General features: G+C 59.0%; 16 protein-coding genes. All 16 read left to right on the forward strand.

What is annotated here, in order from left to right; all coding sequences use genetic code 11:
* Positions 1-221: 221 nt before the first annotated feature.
* The 16 genes from mnmG (at position 222) to glmS (ending at position 16,032) form a co-directional block, all read left to right on the forward strand.
* Entirely contained in the window at positions 222-2,114 is a 1,893-nt protein-coding gene (gene mnmG / locus IWW33_RS11155; RefSeq protein ID WP_174141101.1) for a tRNA uridine-5-carboxymethylaminomethyl(34) synthesis enzyme MnmG, read from the forward strand.
* Positions 2,111-2,761, forward strand: a complete 651-nt coding sequence (rsmG, locus tag IWW33_RS11160; protein WP_119688003.1) for a 16S rRNA (guanine(527)-N(7))-methyltransferase RsmG — start codon at positions 2,111-2,113, stop codon at positions 2,759-2,761. The genes mnmG and rsmG overlap by 4 nt, the downstream gene beginning before the upstream one ends.
* Positions 2,762-2,779: 18 nt before the next feature.
* On the forward strand, positions 2,780-3,571 hold the full coding sequence (locus IWW33_RS11165; protein WP_012316952.1) for a ParA family protein: 792 nt from the start codon (positions 2,780-2,782) through the stop codon (positions 3,569-3,571).
* 9 nt (positions 3,572-3,580) lie between these two features.
* On the forward strand, positions 3,581-4,453 hold the full coding sequence (locus IWW33_RS11170) for a ParB/RepB/Spo0J family partition protein (RefSeq protein ID WP_046786784.1): 873 nt from the start codon (positions 3,581-3,583) through the stop codon (positions 4,451-4,453).
* A 149-nt stretch (positions 4,454-4,602) separates the two neighbouring features.
* Positions 4,603-5,010, forward strand: a complete 408-nt coding sequence (locus IWW33_RS11175; protein ID WP_012316950.1) for a F0F1 ATP synthase subunit I — start codon at positions 4,603-4,605, stop codon at positions 5,008-5,010.
* A gap of 16 nt (positions 5,011-5,026) precedes the next feature.
* Positions 5,027-5,896: a F0F1 ATP synthase subunit A gene (gene atpB / locus IWW33_RS11180; RefSeq protein WP_003260030.1), complete on the forward strand. Its 870-nt coding sequence runs from the start codon at positions 5,027-5,029 to the stop codon at positions 5,894-5,896.
* A gap of 143 nt (positions 5,897-6,039) precedes the next feature.
* Positions 6,040-6,297: a F0F1 ATP synthase subunit C gene (gene atpE / locus IWW33_RS11185; protein ID WP_003097235.1), complete on the forward strand. Its 258-nt coding sequence runs from the start codon at positions 6,040-6,042 to the stop codon at positions 6,295-6,297.
* Positions 6,298-6,353: 56 nt separating this feature from the next.
* The gene (locus tag IWW33_RS11190; protein WP_003253189.1) at positions 6,354-6,824 is read left to right on the forward strand and encodes a F0F1 ATP synthase subunit B; all 471 of its coding nucleotides are present in this window, start codon (positions 6,354-6,356) and stop codon (positions 6,822-6,824) included.
* A 12-nt stretch (positions 6,825-6,836) separates the two neighbouring features.
* A complete protein-coding gene (locus IWW33_RS11195; RefSeq protein WP_003253191.1) occupies positions 6,837-7,373 on the forward strand; it encodes a F0F1 ATP synthase subunit delta in 537 nt (178 codons plus the stop codon).
* Between the two features lie 21 nt (positions 7,374-7,394).
* The gene (atpA, locus tag IWW33_RS11200) at positions 7,395-8,939 is read left to right on the forward strand and encodes a F0F1 ATP synthase subunit alpha (protein WP_021785310.1); all 1,545 of its coding nucleotides are present in this window, start codon (positions 7,395-7,397) and stop codon (positions 8,937-8,939) included.
* 48 nt (positions 8,940-8,987) lie between these two features.
* Positions 8,988-9,848, forward strand: a complete 861-nt coding sequence (gene atpG / locus IWW33_RS11205; RefSeq protein ID WP_046786783.1) for a F0F1 ATP synthase subunit gamma — start codon at positions 8,988-8,990, stop codon at positions 9,846-9,848.
* Positions 9,849-9,875: 27 nt separating this feature from the next.
* The gene (gene atpD, locus IWW33_RS11210; RefSeq protein ID WP_016489910.1) at positions 9,876-11,252 is read left to right on the forward strand and encodes a F0F1 ATP synthase subunit beta; all 1,377 of its coding nucleotides are present in this window, start codon (positions 9,876-9,878) and stop codon (positions 11,250-11,252) included.
* Between the two features lie 43 nt (positions 11,253-11,295).
* On the forward strand, positions 11,296-11,715 hold the full coding sequence (locus tag IWW33_RS11215) for a F0F1 ATP synthase subunit epsilon (protein WP_012316945.1): 420 nt from the start codon (positions 11,296-11,298) through the stop codon (positions 11,713-11,715).
* A gap of 120 nt (positions 11,716-11,835) precedes the next feature.
* On the forward strand, positions 11,836-13,203 hold the full coding sequence (gene glmU / locus IWW33_RS11220) for a bifunctional UDP-N-acetylglucosamine diphosphorylase/glucosamine-1-phosphate N-acetyltransferase GlmU (protein WP_174141102.1): 1,368 nt from the start codon (positions 11,836-11,838) through the stop codon (positions 13,201-13,203).
* A gap of 214 nt (positions 13,204-13,417) precedes the next feature.
* Positions 13,418-14,194: a DeoR family transcriptional regulator gene (locus IWW33_RS11225; RefSeq protein WP_039602579.1), complete on the forward strand. Its 777-nt coding sequence runs from the start codon at positions 13,418-13,420 to the stop codon at positions 14,192-14,194.
* 2 nt (positions 14,195-14,196) lie between these two features.
* Positions 14,197-16,032 (forward strand): glutamine--fructose-6-phosphate transaminase (isomerizing), encoded by a 1,836-nt coding sequence (glmS, locus tag IWW33_RS11230; protein ID WP_046786781.1) that lies wholly within the window; start codon positions 14,197-14,199, stop codon positions 16,030-16,032.
* The last annotated feature ends 98 nt before the right edge of the window (positions 16,033-16,130 follow it).

Genomic DNA, 16,130 nt, shown 5'->3' on the forward strand with positions numbered 1-16,130 from the left:
GCGAATCCAGAGGGATGTAGAACGTTATCCACAGATTGGTGCGTGCATAAGAATAAACATAAAAACAAAGCTTTTTTAAATTTCTTCTCTCTAGTTTCTGTTATCAGCCACTCATCCACAGCCTGGTCAAAATTTGCGCAAAAGGTTTCTTTAGAGGGGGTGAAGTCCCTATACTTGTCCGCTTACCTTCTCTATTCGCAAAAACAGGCACGAGGTGCGTGGTGGATTTCCCTTCCCGTTTTGAAGTGATCGTCATCGGCGGCGGCCATGCCGGTACCGAGGCTGCGCTTGCGTCTGCACGCATGGGTGTGAAAACCCTGCTGCTGACCCATAACGTGGAAACCCTCGGTCACATGAGCTGCAACCCGGCCATCGGTGGCATCGGTAAAAGCCATCTGGTCAAAGAGATCGATGCGCTCGGCGGTGCCATGGCACTGGCCACTGACAAGAGCGGCATCCAGTTTCGCGTGTTGAACAACCGCAAGGGCCCGGCTGTTCGCGCCACCCGTGCACAGGCCGACCGCGCCATCTACAAGGCCGTGGTTCGCGAAATCCTGGAAAACCAGCCAAATCTGTGGATATTCCAGCAGTCCTGTGACGACCTGATCGTCGAGCAAGACCAGGTCAAAGGCGTGGTTACGCAAATGGGGCTGCGGTTCTTCGCCGATTCGGTGGTGCTCACGACCGGCACTTTCCTGGGTGGCCTTATCCACATCGGCCTGCAGAACCATTCCGGCGGCCGCGCTGGCGATCCACCGTCGATTGCCCTGGCCCACCGCATGCGTGAATTACCGCTGCGCGTCGGTCGTCTGAAAACCGGTACACCTCCGCGTATCGACGGTCGTTCGGTGGACTTTTCGGTGATGACCGAACAGCCGGGCGACACACCAATCCCGGTCATGTCGTTCATGGGCAACGCCGCGATGCACCCGCGTCAGGTCAGCTGCTGGATTACCCACACCAATGCGCGTACCCACGAAATCATCGCTTCGAACCTCGACCGTTCGCCGATGTACTCGGGCGTCATCGAAGGTGTCGGCCCGCGTTACTGCCCGTCGATCGAGGACAAGATCCATCGCTTTGCCGACAAGGAAAGCCATCAGGTGTTCATCGAGCCGGAAGGCCTGACCACCCATGAGCTGTACCCCAACGGCATTTCCACTTCGCTGCCGTTTGACGTGCAGCTGGAGCTGGTGCGCTCGATTCGCGGTATGGAAAATGCGCACATCGTGCGCCCGGGCTATGCCATCGAATACGACTACTTCGATCCGCGTGACCTCAAGTACAGCCTCGAGACCAAGGTTATCGGTGGCTTGTTCTTCGCTGGCCAGATCAACGGCACTACCGGTTACGAAGAAGCCGGCGCCCAAGGCCTGCTGGCCGGTACCAACGCCGCACTGCGCGCGCAGGGCCGCGAAAGCTGGTGCCCGCGCCGTGACGAGGCGTACATCGGAGTGCTGGTCGACGACCTGATTACCCTGGGTACCCAGGAGCCGTACCGCATGTTCACTTCGCGGGCCGAATACCGGTTGATCCTGCGCGAAGACAACGCCGACTTGCGCCTGACCGAGAAAGGTCGTGAGCTTGGTCTGATCGACGACCAGCGCTGGGCCGCGTTCTGCGCCAAGCGTGACGGCATCGAGCGTGAGGAACAGCGCTTGAAATCGACCTGGATACGCCCGAATACACCGCAGGGCCAGGCCGTTGTGGATAAGTTCGGTACCCCGCTGAGCCACGAATACAGCCTGCTCAACCTGCTGGCGCGACCGGAAGTGGACTACGCCGGGCTGATCGAAGCGACCGGCGGCGAACAGATCGATCCACAGGTTGCCGAACAGGTCGAAATCAAGACCAAGTACGCTGGCTACATCGATCGCCAGCAGGACGAGATCGCTCGCCTGCGTGCCAGTGAAGACACCTGCCTGCCTGTGGATATCGACTACACCTCGATTTCCGGCCTGTCCAAGGAAATCCAGGGCAAGCTCGGCCAGACTCGCCCGCAGACGCTGGGCCAGGCTTCGCGGATCCCTGGCGTGACACCAGCGGCAATTTCCCTGTTGTTGATACATCTGAAAAAACGCGGCGCTGGCCGCGAATTGGAGCAAAGCGCTTGAGTTCCCTGGTCACCCCGCAACACGCTGAAGAGTTGTCCACAGGTGCACGCCAGCTCGGTGTCGAGCTGAGCGCCGAGCAGCACGAACGGCTGCTTGGCTACCTGGCCCTGTTGATCAAATGGAACAAAGCCTACAACCTGACGGCCGTGCGCGACCCGAACGAGATGGTTTCGCGCCATCTGCTGGACAGCCTCAGCGTAATGGGTTTTATCCACAGCGATCGCGATAGCTGGCTCGATGTTGGCAGCGGCGGTGGCATGCCCGGGATTCCATTGGCTATCCTGCATCCGCACAAACGCGTAACCGTGCTGGACGCCAACGGCAAGAAAACCCGCTTCCTCACCCAGGTGAAGATGGAGCTGAAACTGGACAACCTCACGGTTATCCACAGCCGGGTCGAGGCCTTCCAGCCAGCACAGCCGTTCAGCGGCATCATCTCTCGCGCCTTCAGCAGCATGGAGAACTTCACCAACTGGACCCGCCACTTGGGCGACACCGGGACGCAATGGCTTGCAATGAAGGGGCTGCATCCTGCCGATGAACTGGTAGCATTGCCCGCAGACTTCACAGTGGAAAGCGAGCAGGCCCTGACCGTTCCAGGTTGCCAGGGCCAGCGCCATCTGCTGATACTGCGCCGCAAGGCATGACTGGGAACACACGCAACAATGGCTAAGGTATTCGCAATCGCGAACCAGAAAGGTGGAGTGGGTAAAACCACCACCTGTATCAATCTCGCCGCATCGCTGGCTGCGACCAAGCGTCGTGTGCTGCTGATCGACCTCGATCCGCAGGGCAACGCCACCATGGGCAGCGGTGTGGACAAACACGAACTCGAACACTCGGTCTACGACCTGCTGATCGGGGAATGCGACCTTGCCCAGGCCATGCACTACTCCGAGCATGGTGGCTTCCAGTTGCTGCCGGCCAACCGCGACCTGACTGCCGCGGAAGTGGTGCTGCTGGAAATGCAGGTCAAGGAGAGCCGCCTGCGCAACGCCCTGGCGCCTATCCGCGAGAATTACGACTTCATCCTCATCGATTGCCCACCGTCGCTGTCGATGCTGACGCTCAATGCCCTGGTCGCCTCCGATGGCGTGATCATTCCGATGCAGTGCGAGTATTACGCACTGGAAGGTCTCAGCGACCTTGTGGATAACATCAAGCGCATTGCCGCCCGTCTGAACCCGGAGCTGAAGATCGAAGGGCTGCTGCGCACCATGTACGACCCGCGTCTTAGCCTGAACAACGATGTATCGGCGCAGCTCAAGGAGCACTTCGGCGAGCAGCTTTACGATACCGTCATTCCGCGCAACATCCGCTTGGCCGAGGCACCGAGCTTTGGCATGCCGGCGCTGGCCTACGACAAGCAATCGCGTGGCGCACTGGCCTATCTGGCCCTGGCCGGGGAACTGGTTCGCCGTCAACGCCGTCAATCACGCACTGCACAAACAACTTAAGGAATCCGCATGGCCGTTAAGAAACGGGGTCTCGGACGTGGGTTGGATGCACTGCTCAGTGGTCCTTCCGTCAGCGCGCTCGAAGAGCAGGCTGTCAAGATCGACCAGAAAGAACTGCAACACCTGCCGGTCGAGTTGATCCAGCGCGGTAAATACCAGCCGCGCCGTGACATGGATCCGCAGGCGCTGGAAGAACTGGCGCACTCGATTCGCACGCACGGTGTGATGCAGCCGATCGTGGTGCGCCCGATCGATGGCAACCGCTACGAGATCATTGCCGGTGAGCGCCGCTGGAGGGCCACGCAGCAGGCTGGCCTGGACACCGTCCCGGCGATGGTGCGGGAAGTGCCTGATGAAGCGGCCATCGCCATGGCCCTCATCGAGAACATCCAGCGAGAGGACCTCAACCCGTTGGAAGAGGCCCTGGCCCTGCAGCGCCTGCAACAGGAGTTCGAACTGACCCAGCAGCAGGTAGCCGATGCCGTGGGCAAGTCGCGGGTTACCGTGGCCAACCTGCTGCGCCTGATCTCGCTGCCTGAAGCGATCAAGACCATGCTTGCCCATGGTGATCTGGAGATGGGCCACGCACGTGCTTTGCTCGGTCTTGAAGAAGATCGCCAGGAAGAAGGGGCGCGTCATGTTGTCGCACGTGGGCTGACTGTGCGCCAAACCGAGGCACTGGTGCGCCAGTGGCTCAGTGGCAAACCTGACCCGGTAGAACCGAGCAAACCTGACCCGGATATCGAGCGCCTTGAACAGCGGCTCGCAGAGCGCCTGGGCTCCGCGGTGCAGATTCGTCACGGAAACAAGGGAAAAGGCCAGCTGGTTATTCGCTATAACTCGCTCGACGAGTTGCAGGGCGTCCTTGCTCACATCCGCTGAAACAATTCCAGTTGTAGCGCGCAGTCGGAAATCACTACCCAAGAGTTGAATAGGGGTTAATCCACCCCTATACTCTGCGCGCATTTTGTCGGCACAATTTATGCCAAGTCGTTACTGACTTGTTGGTCGACTTCTGAGGAGCAGTTGTGATGGAAATCCGCACGCCAAACCGCCTGCCTTTCCATCGCTGGGCGGTTTTTCCGGTACTGCTGGCTCAATTTGTCGTGCTGCTGCTGGCAACATTGGTGTTGTGGCAGTGGAAAGGGGCAGTCAGTGGATATTCAGGTCTCTGCGGAGGTTTGATTGCCTGGCTGCCGAATATGTATTTCGCCTGGAAGGCTTTTCGCTTTAGCGGAGCCCGGGCGGCGCAGGCCATCGTCAAGTCGTTTTACGCAGGCGAGGCCGGCAAGATGATTTTGACGGCAGTGCTGTTCGCACTGACCTTCGCAGGAGTGAAGCCACTGGCGCCGTTAGCAGTCTTCGGCGTCTTCGTGTTGACCCTTTTGGTCAGCTGGTTTGCGCCCCTGCTGATGAATAAAAGACTTTCGAGACCTTAGGGCGTTTGAGGCAACCATGGCAGCAGAAACCGCTTCGGGCTATATCCAGCACCACTTGCAGAACCTGACCTACGGTCAACTACCAGACGGCAGCTGGGGCTTCGCCCATTCGGCTGCAGAAGCCAAGGCAATGGGCTTCTGGGCGTTCCACCTGGACACCCTGGGTTGGTCCGTCGCGCTGGGTCTGATCTTCCTGTTCATCTTCCGCATGGCGGCAAAGAAGGCGACCTCCGGCCAGCCTGGCGGTCTGCAGAACTTCGTCGAAGTGATGGTCGATTTCGTCAACGGCAGCGTGAAGGACTCCTTCCACGGCCGTAGCCCGGTGATTGCACCGCTGGCACTGACCATCTTCGTCTGGGTATTCCTGATGAACGCCGTCGACCTGGTACCGGTCGACTGGATTCCTCAGCTGGCCATCCTGATTTCCGGTGATCCGCACATTCCGTTCCGCGCCGTGTCGACCACCGACCCGAACGCGACGCTGGCAATGGCCTTCTGCGTGTTCGCCCTGATCATCTTCTACAGCATCAAGGTCAAGGGCCTGGGCGGCTTCATCGGTGAGCTGACCCTGCACCCGTTCGGCAGCAAGAACATCTTCGTGCAGATCCTGCTGATTCCGGTCAACTTCCTGCTCGAGTTCGTCACCCTGATCGCCAAGCCGATCTCGCTGGCGCTGCGACTGTTCGGCAACATGTACGCCGGCGAGCTGGTGTTCATCCTGATCGCCGTGATGTTCGGCTCCGGCCTTCTGTGGCTGAGCGGCCTGGGTGTGGTGCTGCAGTGGGCGTGGGCTGTGTTCCACATCCTGATCATCACCCTGCAAGCTTTCATCTTCATGATGCTTACCATCGTCTACCTGTCGATGGCTCACGAAGATAACCATTAAGACCGCCTGGCGTGTCTGATAGCCTTCCCCGCTCGTTTGGGGGGAGGGCTTTAAAAGTCCGCAAGGGCAGCTGTTCCAAACGATTTGTTTTACCGCTTCAAACTAAAAACCTAACCAATACGACGTAAAAGTCGGGAGGAAAGATGGAAACTGTAGTTGGTCTGACCGCTATCGCTGTTGCTCTGCTGATCGGCCTGGGTGCTCTGGGTACCGCCATTGGTTTCGGCCTGCTGGGCGGCAAATTCCTGGAAGGCGCTGCTCGTCAGCCTGAGATGGTTCCGATGCTGCAGGTCAAAATGTTCATCGTTGCCGGTCTGCTCGACGCCGTAACCATGATCGGTGTTGGTATCGCTCTGTTCTTCACCTTCGCGAATCCGTTCGTTGGTCAGATCGCCGGCTAATCACTCGTATCCACGAGTTGATGGCTGTATGAATTAAGACCGAGCGAGGTGTTGGCGTGAACATTAATGCAACCCTGATTGGCCAATCCGTTGCTTTCCTGATTTTTGTACTCTTCTGCATGAAGTATGTATGGCCTCCGGTCATCACTGCTCTGCAAGAGCGCCAAAAGAAGATTGCCGACGGCTTGGACGCTGCCAACCGCGCAGCTCGCGACCTGGAGCTGGCCCAAGAGAAAGCGGGTCAGCAACTGCGTGAAGCTAAAGCACAGGCAGCCGAAATCATTGAGCAAAGCAAGAAACGCGCTGCTCAGCTTGTCGAGGAAGCCCGTGAACAGGCCCGCGTCGAAGCTGACCGTGTGAAGGCTCAGGCTCTGGCCGAGATCGAACAGGAACTGAACAGTGCCAAAGACGCCCTGCGTGCCCAAGTGGGTGCCCTGGCCGTTGGTGGTGCTGAAAAGATCCTTGGCGCCACAATCGATCAAAACGCGCATGCGGAGCTGGTTAACAAACTGGCCGCTGAAATTTAAGCGAGGGCGATCATGGCAGAACTGACCACGTTGGCCCGACCTTACGCTAAGGCTGCCTTTGAGCATGCCCAGGCCCATCAGCAACTGGCCAATTGGTCAGCCATGCTCGGCCTGGCTGCTGCGGTGTCGCAAGACGACACCATGCAGCGCCTGCTCAAGGCCCCGCGACTGACGAGCGCAGAAAAGGCCGCCACGTTCATTGACGTGTGCGGTGACAAGTTCAATGCACAGGCACAGAATTTCATTCATGTTGCCGCGGAAAACGACCGTCTCCTGCTTCTGCCGGAGATTGCCGCTCTGTTCGACCTGTACAAGGCCGAGCAAGAGAAATCCGTGGACGTGGAAGTCACCAGTGCCTTCGCGTTGAACCAAGAACAGCAAGACAAACTCGCCAAGGTTCTCAGTGCACGGTTAGGCCAGGAAGTGCGCCTGCACGCGTCGGAGGATGCCAGCCTGATTGGCGGCGTCGTCATCCGCGCTGGTGACCTGGTAATCGATGGCTCTGTTCGCGGCAAAATCGCGAAACTGGCCGAAGCATTGAAATCTTGAGTTTGAAGGGGCAGCAGAGCAATGCAGCAACTCAATCCTTCCGAAATTAGTGAAATCATCAAGGGCCGCATCGACAACCTCGATGTGAGCTCCCAAGCCCGTAACGAAGGTACCGTCGTTTCGGTTTCCGACGGTATCGTGCGGATCCACGGTCTGGCCGACGTCATGTACGGCGAAATGATCGAGTTCCCTGGCGGCGTCTACGGCATGGCCCTGAACCTGGAGCAAGACTCCGTAGGTGCAGTGATCCTGGGTGCCTATGACACCCTCGCCGAAGGCATGAGCGCCAAGTGCACCGGCCGCATCCTGGAAGTTCCGGTTGGTAAGGAACTGCTGGGCCGCGTAGTCGACGCACTGGGCAACCCGATCGATGGCAAAGGTCCTCTGGGCAACACCGAGACCGACGCGGTCGAGAAAGTTGCTCCAGGCGTGATCTGGCGTAAGTCGGTAGACCAGCCTGTACAGACTGGCTACAAGTCCGTCGACGCCATGATCCCGGTCGGCCGTGGCCAGCGTGAGCTGATCATCGGTGACCGTCAGATCGGCAAGACCGCCATGGCCATCGACGCCATCATCAACCAGAAAGACTCCGGTATTTTCTGCGTTTATGTTGCTGTCGGCCAGAAGCGTTCCACCGTTGCCAACATCGTTCGCAAGCTGGAAGAAAACGGCGCCCTGGCCAACACCATCGTGGTGGTTGCCAGTGCTTCGGAATCCGCCGCACTGCAATTCCTGGCGCCATACGCCGGTTGCACCATGGGCGAGTTCTTCCGTGACCGCGGCGAAGACGCACTGATCGTTTACGATGACCTGTCCAAGCAGGCCGTTGCCTACCGTCAGATCTCCCTGCTGCTGCGCCGTCCACCAGGACGTGAAGCGTACCCAGGCGACGTGTTCTATCTCCACTCCCGTCTGCTGGAGCGTGCATCGCGCGTTTCGGAAGAGTACGTCGAGAAGTTCACCAACGGTGCTGTAACTGGCAAAACCGGTTCCCTGACTGCGCTGCCGATCATCGAAACTCAGGCTGGCGACGTTTCCGCGTTCGTTCCGACCAACGTGATTTCCATCACCGACGGTCAGATCTTCCTGGAATCGGCCATGTTCAACTCGGGCATCCGCCCTGCAGTGAACGCCGGTGTTTCGGTATCCCGCGTAGGTGGTGCTGCTCAGACCAAGATCATCAAGAAGCTGTCCGGTGGTATTCGTACCGCTCTGGCTCAGTACCGTGAACTGGCTGCATTCGCCCAGTTCGCCTCCGATCTGGACGAAGCGACCCGCAAGCAGCTGGAGCATGGTCAGCGCGTTACCGAGCTGATGAAGCAGAAGCAGTACGCGCCAATGTCCATCGCGGACATGGCCCTGTCGCTGTACGCCGCTGAGCGTGGTTTCCTGACTGACGTAGAAGTCTCCAAGATCGGCAGCTTCGAGCAAGCACTGATCGCCTTCTTCAACCGTGATCACGCTGAACTGATGGCGAAGATCAATGTGAAGGGTGACTTCAACGACGAAATCGACGCAGGCCTGAAAGCCGGTATCGAGAAGTTCAAGGCCACCCAGACCTGGTAAGCCGCAGCGGGGGCTCAGGCCCCCGCTTGCTAACCTGATAGGTGATACATGGCAGGCGCAAAAGAGATTCGCAGTAAGATTGCGAGCATCAAAAGCACGCAAAAAATTACCAGCGCCATGGAGAAAGTGGCGGTCAGCAAGATGCGCAAGGCACAAATGCGCATGGCTGCTAGCCGTCCTTACGCGGAGCGTATCCGCCAGGTGATCGGTCATCTGGCCAACGCCAACCCGGAATACCGCCACCCCTTCATGATCGAGCGCCCTGTAAAGCGTGCCGGTTATATTGTGGTGAGCAGTGACCGTGGTCTGTGCGGTGGCTTGAATACCAACCTGTTCAAGGCCCTGGTCAAGGACATGAACGCGAACCGCGAACAGGGCGTGGAAATCGACCTGTGCGTGATCGGCAGCAAGGGTGCGACTTTCTTCCGCATCTTTGGCGGCAACGTCGTAGCCGCGATCAGCCACTTGGGCGAAGAGCCATCGATCAACGATCTGATCGGCTCCGTCAAAGTGATGCTGGACGCCTACCTGGACGGCCGTATCGATCGCCTCTGCGTGGTTTCGAACAAGTTCATCAATACCATGACCCAGAAGCCGACGGTCGAGCAATTGGTACCGTTGGTGGCAACCCCGGATCAGGAACTCAAGCACCACTGGGATTACCTGTACGAACCCGACGCAAAAGAGCTGCTGGACGGCTTGATGGTGCGTTACGTGGAGTCGCAGGTATACCAGGCGGTGGTCGAGAACAACGCTGCTGAACAAGCGGCCCGGATGATCGCGATGAAGAACGCCACAGACAACGCCGGTGATTTGATCAAAGAGCTCCAGCTGATCTACAACAAGGCGCGTCAGGCTGCGATCACCCAGGAGATCTCGGAAATCGTCGGCGGCGCTGCCGCGGTTTAACGGTTCACATATTCAGAGGATCCAGCTATGAGTAGCGGACGTATCGTTCAAATCATCGGCGCCGTCATCGACGTGGAATTCCCACGTGACGTCGTGCCGAGTGTATACAACGCGCTGAAAGTACAAGGCGCGGAAACCACCCTGGAAGTTCAGCAGCAGCTGGGCGACGGCGTGGTTCGTACCATTGCGATGGGCTCGACCGAAGGCCTGAAGCGCGGTCTGGATGTCGTCGACACCGGTGCTGCCATTTCCGTTCCTGTTGGTAAGGCCACCCTGGGCCGTATCATGGACGTACTGGGCAACCCGATCGACGAAGCCGGCCCGATCGGCGAAGAAGAGCGTCGCGGTATCCACCAGCCAGCGCCTTCGTTCGCTGACCAGGCAGGCGGCAACGACCTGCTGGAAACCGGCATCAAGGTTATCGACCTGGTTTGCCCGTTCGCCAAGGGTGGTAAGGTTGGTCTGTTCGGTGGTGCCGGTGTCGGCAAGACCGTAAACATGATGGAACTGATCCGTAACATCGCCATGGAACACAGCGGTTACTCCGTGTTCGCTGGTGTGGGTGAGCGTACTCGTGAGGGTAACGACTTCTACCACGAGATGAAGGACTCCAACGTTCTCGACAAAGTAGCCTTGGTCTACGGTCAGATGAACGAGCCACCAGGAAACCGTCTGCGCGTAGCGCTGACCGGCCTGACCATGGCTGAGAAGTTCCGTGACGAAGGTAACGACGTTCTGCTGTTCGTCGACAACATCTATCGTTACACCCTGGCCGGTACCGAAGTATCCGCACTGCTGGGCCGTATGCCTTCGGCAGTAGGTTACCAGCCGACCCTGGCTGAAGAGATGGGCGTTCTGCAAGAGCGCATCACCTCCACCAAGGAAGGTTCGATCACCTCCGTCCAGGCCGTATACGTACCAGCGGACGACTTGACCGACCCGTCGCCAGCGACCACCTTCGCCCACCTGGACGCCACCGTCGTTCTGTCCCGTGACATCGCCTCCCTGGGTATCTACCCAGCGGTCGACCCACTGGACTCGACTTCGCGTCAGCTGGACCCGAACGTGATCGGCAATGAGCACTACGACACTGCTCGTGGCGTTCAGTATGTTCTGCAGCGCTACAAAGAGCTGAAGGACATTATTGCGATCCTGGGTATGGACGAACTGTCCGAGACCGACAAGCAACTGGTAGCCCGCGCTCGTAAGATCCAGCGCTTCCTGTCGCAGCCGTTCTTCGTGGCCGAAGTTTTCACCGGTTCGCCAGGTAAGTACGTTTCCCTGAAAGACACCATCGCTGGCTTCAGCGGCATCCTCAAAGGTGACTACGACCACCTGCCAGAACAAGCGTTCTACATGGTCGGCAGCATCGACGAAGCGATCGAGAAAGCCAAGAAACTGTAATTCCTGCGCCCCGCAAGGGGCGCTATCAGGTTGAGGCAAGCAGATGGCTATGACAGTCCATTGCGATATCGTCAGCGCGGAAGGAGAGATTTTCTCCGGTCTGGTCGAGATGGTGGTTGCGCACGGTAACCTGGGTGATCTTGGTATCGCTCCAGGCCACGCGCCTCTGATCACCAATCTGAAGCCAGGTCCGATCACGCTGACCAAGCAGGGTGGCGCCCAAGAGGTGTATTACATCTCTGGTGGTTTCCTCGAGGTTCAGCCGAACATGGTCAAGGTGCTTGCCGATACCGTGCAACGTGCTACAGACCTGGATGAAGCTCAGGCTCAGGAAGCCCTCAAGGCTGCCGAGAACGCCCTGAGTCTGAAAGGCGCGGACTTCGATTACGGCGCCGCCGCCGCACGTCTGGCCGAGGCCGCAGCTCAGCTGCGTACCGTCCAGCAAATGCGCAAAGGCAAGTAATCGGCCCCGGCTGATCACTGCTGTTGCGATTGAGTAAAAGGGTAGCCTCGGCTACCCTTTTTCTTTTTCCGAATTCCCCCTCGGTCATTTCTCTGACCGCCCAGGATTGGTAGCCAGTCAATGTCACTCGATATCGTTATTCTCGCCGCCGGCCAAGGTACCCGCATGCGCTCGGCGCTGCCCAAGGTGCTGCACCCGGTGGCCGGCAATTCCATGCTCGGCCATGTTATCCACAGCGCACGGCAGCTTCAGCCTCAAGGCATTCACGTAGTGATTGGCCATGGTGCGGAGCAGGTGCGTGAGCGCCTGGCAGCCGACGACCTGAATTTCGTTATGCAGGACAAGCAACTGGGTACCGGGCATGCCGTTGCCCAAGCGCTGCCGGCGATCACTGCCGACACGGTGCTGGTGCTGTATGGCGACGTACCGCTGATTGAAGTGGAAACCCTGCAACGCCTGCTGGCCAAGGCCACCGACCAGCAGCTGGGCCTGCTCACCGTTAACCTGCAAGACCCGACCGGCTACGGGCGCATTGTGCGTGATGCCCAAGGCAAGGTGACTGCGATCGTCGAGCACAAGGACGCCAGCGATGTGCAGAAAGCGATCAAGGAAGGCAATACCGGCATCCTGGCCCTGCCAGCCGCTCGCCTTGCCGACTGGATGGGGCGTTTGTCGAACAACAACGCCCAAGGTGAGTATTACCTGACCGACGTCATCGCCATGGCAGTGGCTGATGGCCTGGTGGTGGCTACCGAACAACCGCACGACCCGATGGAAGTGCAGGGTGCCAATGACCGGCGCCAGCTATCCGAACTCGAGCGCCACTATCAACTGCGCGAAGGCCGACGATTGATGGCACAGGGTGTGACCCTGCGTGACCCGGCTCGTTTCGACGTGCGTGGTGAAGTGACCGTTGGTCGCGATGTGCTGATCGATATCAACGTCATCCTCGAAGGCAAGGTCGTGATCGAGGACGACGTTCAGATTGGGCCTAACTGCGTGATCAAGGACAGCACCCTGCGCAAAGGCGTGGTGGTCAAGGCCAACAGCCATATTGAAGGCGCCGTGATGGGCGAGGGTAGCGATGCCGGCCCGTTCGCGCGCCTGCGCCCGGGCAGCGTGCTGGATGCCAAGGCCCATGTGGGTAACTTTGTCGAACTGAAGAATGCCCACCTGGGTGAAGGCGCCAAAGCGGGTCACTTGAGCTACCTGGGTGATGCCGAGATCGGGGCACGCACCAATATTGGTGCTGGCACCATCACGTGCAATTACGATGGTGCCAACAAGTTCAAGACTGTGATGGGCGAGGATGTGTTCATCGGTTCGAACAACTCGTTGGTGGCGCCTGTGGATATCAAGGCGGGGGCCACAACTGCGGCGGGTTCGACGATTACCCAGACTGTCGAGGCTGGGCAACTTGCCGTGGGACGTGCGCGTCAGCGTAACATCGATGGCTGGAAGCGGCCGGAGAAGATCAAGAAGGGCTGATTATCCACAGCCCGTTCGATCGAAAGCCGACTTGTGTGAATAAGTCGGCTTTTTTATTGGCTGTAAAGGCATCGGAGGGGCAAGCCGCTGCACCGCGATCGGTGGTATTTATTTATCCACAGGCCGGTGATTTTTCAGATCGACAGCCTTGACGAAATCTCTCTCATAGGTTTTGATTGCAATCATTATCTTTCGAATCGAAACTTAAGCGCCCATGTCGAAACGAAATACCCCCCAACGCCGTCACAACATCCTGGCCATGCTCAGCGAGCAAGGTGAGGTCAGTGTGGACGCGTTGGCCAAGCGCTTTGAAACGTCGGAAGTCACCATACGCAAGGACCTCGCGGCCCTAGAGGCCAATGGCTTGCTGCTGCGTCGCTACGGCGGCGCGGTACCGGTTCCGCAGGAGATGCTTGGGGAAACCGCACAGCCAGTGTCTGCCTACAAGAAAGCCATCGCCCGCGCTGCTGTCGGCCGTATCCGTGAACACGCGCGGATCATCATCGACAGTGGCAGCACTACTGCCGCGATGATCCCGGAGCTCGGCCGCCAGCCAGGCCTGGTGGTGATGACCAACTCTTTGAACGTGGCCCGCGCCATTAGCGAGCTTGAGCATGAACCGGTACTGCTGATGACCGGCGGCACCTGGGACCCGCACTCCGAGTCGTTCCAGGGCCAGGTCGCCGAGCAGGTACTGCGCTCATACGATTTCGACCAGTTGTTCATCGGCGCAGATGGCATCGACCTCAACCGCGGCACCACGACTTTCAATGAGCTGCTGGGCCTGAGCCGAGTCATGGCCGAAGTGGCCCGCGAGGTGATCGTGATGGTCGAATCCGACAAGGTCGGGCGCAAGATCCCCAATCTTGAACTGCCTTGGGGCAGTGTCAGCACCCTCATTACAGACGAACGCCTGCCAGCAGCGGCACGCGAACAGATTCAAGCCCGCGGCGTCAACCTGATCTGCGCCGCGATCAGCCAGGAGAAATAATCATGTGTGGAATCGTTGGCGCCGTAGCTGAACGCAACATCACCGCCATTCTCATCGAAGGCCTCAAGCGGCTCGAGTACCGCGGCTACGACAGCGCCGGCCTTGCCGTTTATACCCAGCAAGGTGAACTGCAGCGCCGGCGCCGCATCGGCAAGGTCGCTGAACTGGACGCTGCCAACGCTGCCGACCCGCTGATCGGCCAGTTGGGCATTGCCCACACCCGTTGGGCTACCCACGGCGCACCGACCGAGGGCAATGCGCACCCGCATTTCTCGGGTGAAGAAGTGGCAGTGGTACACAACGGCATCATCGAAAACCATGAAGAGCTGCGCGAAGAGCTCAAAGGCCTTGGCTATGTGTTCGTTTCGCAAACCGATACCGAGGTTATCGTCCACCTGATCCACCATACCCTCAAGACCATCCCGGACCTGGCGGACGCACTGAAGTCAGCGGTCAAGCGCCTGCACGGTGCCTATGGCCTGGCGCTGATCAGCGTGAAACAACCCGATCGTCTGGTTGCCGCGCGCAGTGGCAGCCCGTTGGTGATTGGCCTTGGCCATGGTGAGAATTTCCTGGCTTCCGACCAGTTGGCGCTGCGCCAGGTCACTGACCGCTTCATGTACCTGGAGGAGGGCGACATCGCTGAGATCCGCCGTGACCAGGTGAAGGTCTGGGATCAGGCCGGCAACGCGGTCCAGCGCGAAACCGTGCAGTATCACGAAGGCGCCGAAGCCGCTGACAAGGGCGCATATCGCCACTTCATGCTCAAGGAGATTCACGAGCAGCCGACCGTGGTTCAGCGCACTCTGGAAGGCCGCCTGGGCAAGGACCATGTGCTGGTCCAGGCCTTTGGCCCACAGGCTGCTGAACTGTTCGCCAAGGTGCGCAACGTGCAGATCGTGGCCTGTGGTACCAGCTACCACGCAGGCATGGTTGCCCGGTACTGGCTGGAAAGCTTGGCCGGCATCCCTTGCCAGGTCGAAGTCGCCAGTGAGTTCCGCTACCGCAAGGTGGTGGTCCAGCCGGACACCCTGTTCGTTTCGATTTCCCAGTCTGGCGAAACTGCCGACACCCTCGCTGCCCTGCGCAATGCCAAGGAACTGGGCTTCCTCGGCAGCCTGGCCATCTGCAACGTGGGTATCAGCTCGCTGGTACGCGAATCCGACCTGACCCTGCTGACACTGGCCGGCCCGGAAATCGGCGTGGCGTCGACCAAGGCGTTCACTACCCAGCTGGTATCGCTGATGCTGCTGACCCTGGCCCTGGGCCAGGTGCGTGGCACCCTCGAGGCTGGTGTGGAAGCGGAGCTGGTCGAAGAGCTGCGTCGCCTGCCGGCACGCCTGGGCGAAGCCCTGGCCATGGACCACACCGTCGAAAAGATCGCCGAGCTGTTCGCCGACAAGCACCACACCCTGTTCCTGGGCCGTGGTGCGCAGTACCCGGTTGCGATGGAGGGTGCGCTCAAGCTCAAAGAGATTTCCTACATCCACGCCGAAGCGTACCCTGCGGGTGAGCTCAAGCATGGCCCGCTGGCGCTTGTGGATAACGACATGCCGGTGGTTACTGTAGCGCCGAACAACGAGCTACTGGAGAAGCTCAAGTCGAACCTGCAGGAAGTCCGCGCCCGGGGTGGTGAGCTGGTGGTGTTCGCCGATGAGCACGCCGGTATGAGCAACGGCGAAGGTACCCATGTAATCAAGGTACCGCACATCGCTGACGCGCTGGCACCGATCCTGTACACCATTCCACTGCAGTTGCTGTCGTACTACGTGGCGGTGCTCAAGGGCACTGATGTTGACCAGCCGCGTAACTTGGCTAAGTCGGTGACGGTGGAATAAGCATCGGCGGCCAAGAGGCCAATTGTGTTTTTGAATAATAAAGGTTGTCACAAAACAATAAAGGTTGTCACAACGTAATAAAGGTTGTCACAAGGCAG

This window comes from Pseudomonas sp. M2, from assembly GCF_015751845.1.
In the GTDB taxonomy this organism is placed as follows: domain Bacteria; phylum Pseudomonadota; class Gammaproteobacteria; order Pseudomonadales; family Pseudomonadaceae; genus Aquipseudomonas; species Aquipseudomonas putida_E.

What these genes read in the sequence shown, in the direction of transcription:
- IWW33_RS11165 (WP_012316952.1), top strand. Translation starts at nt 2,780, where the DNA reads ATGGCTAAGGTATTCGCAATCGCGAACCAGAAAGGTGGAGTGGGTAAA.
- IWW33_RS11170 (WP_046786784.1), top strand. Translation starts at nt 3,581, where the DNA reads ATGGCCGTTAAGAAACGGGGTCTCGGACGTGGGTTGGATGCACTGCTC.
- IWW33_RS11175 (WP_012316950.1), top strand. Translation starts at nt 4,603, where the DNA reads ATGGAAATCCGCACGCCAAACCGCCTGCCTTTCCATCGCTGGGCGGTT.
- atpB (WP_003260030.1), top strand. Translation starts at nt 5,027, where the DNA reads ATGGCAGCAGAAACCGCTTCGGGCTATATCCAGCACCACTTGCAGAAC.
- atpE (WP_003097235.1), top strand. Translation starts at nt 6,040, where the DNA reads ATGGAAACTGTAGTTGGTCTGACCGCTATCGCTGTTGCTCTGCTGATC.
- IWW33_RS11195 (WP_003253191.1), top strand. Translation starts at nt 6,837, where the DNA reads ATGGCAGAACTGACCACGTTGGCCCGACCTTACGCTAAGGCTGCCTTT.
- atpA (WP_021785310.1), top strand. Translation starts at nt 7,395, where the DNA reads ATGCAGCAACTCAATCCTTCCGAAATTAGTGAAATCATCAAGGGCCGC.
- atpG (WP_046786783.1), top strand. Translation starts at nt 8,988, where the DNA reads ATGGCAGGCGCAAAAGAGATTCGCAGTAAGATTGCGAGCATCAAAAGC.
- atpD (WP_016489910.1), top strand. Translation starts at nt 9,876, where the DNA reads ATGAGTAGCGGACGTATCGTTCAAATCATCGGCGCCGTCATCGACGTG.
- IWW33_RS11215 (WP_012316945.1), top strand. Translation starts at nt 11,296, where the DNA reads ATGGCTATGACAGTCCATTGCGATATCGTCAGCGCGGAAGGAGAGATT.
- glmU (WP_174141102.1), top strand. Translation starts at nt 11,836, where the DNA reads ATGTCACTCGATATCGTTATTCTCGCCGCCGGCCAAGGTACCCGCATG.
- IWW33_RS11225 (WP_039602579.1), top strand. Translation starts at nt 13,418, where the DNA reads ATGTCGAAACGAAATACCCCCCAACGCCGTCACAACATCCTGGCCATG.
- glmS (WP_046786781.1), top strand. Translation starts at nt 14,197, where the DNA reads ATGTGTGGAATCGTTGGCGCCGTAGCTGAACGCAACATCACCGCCATT.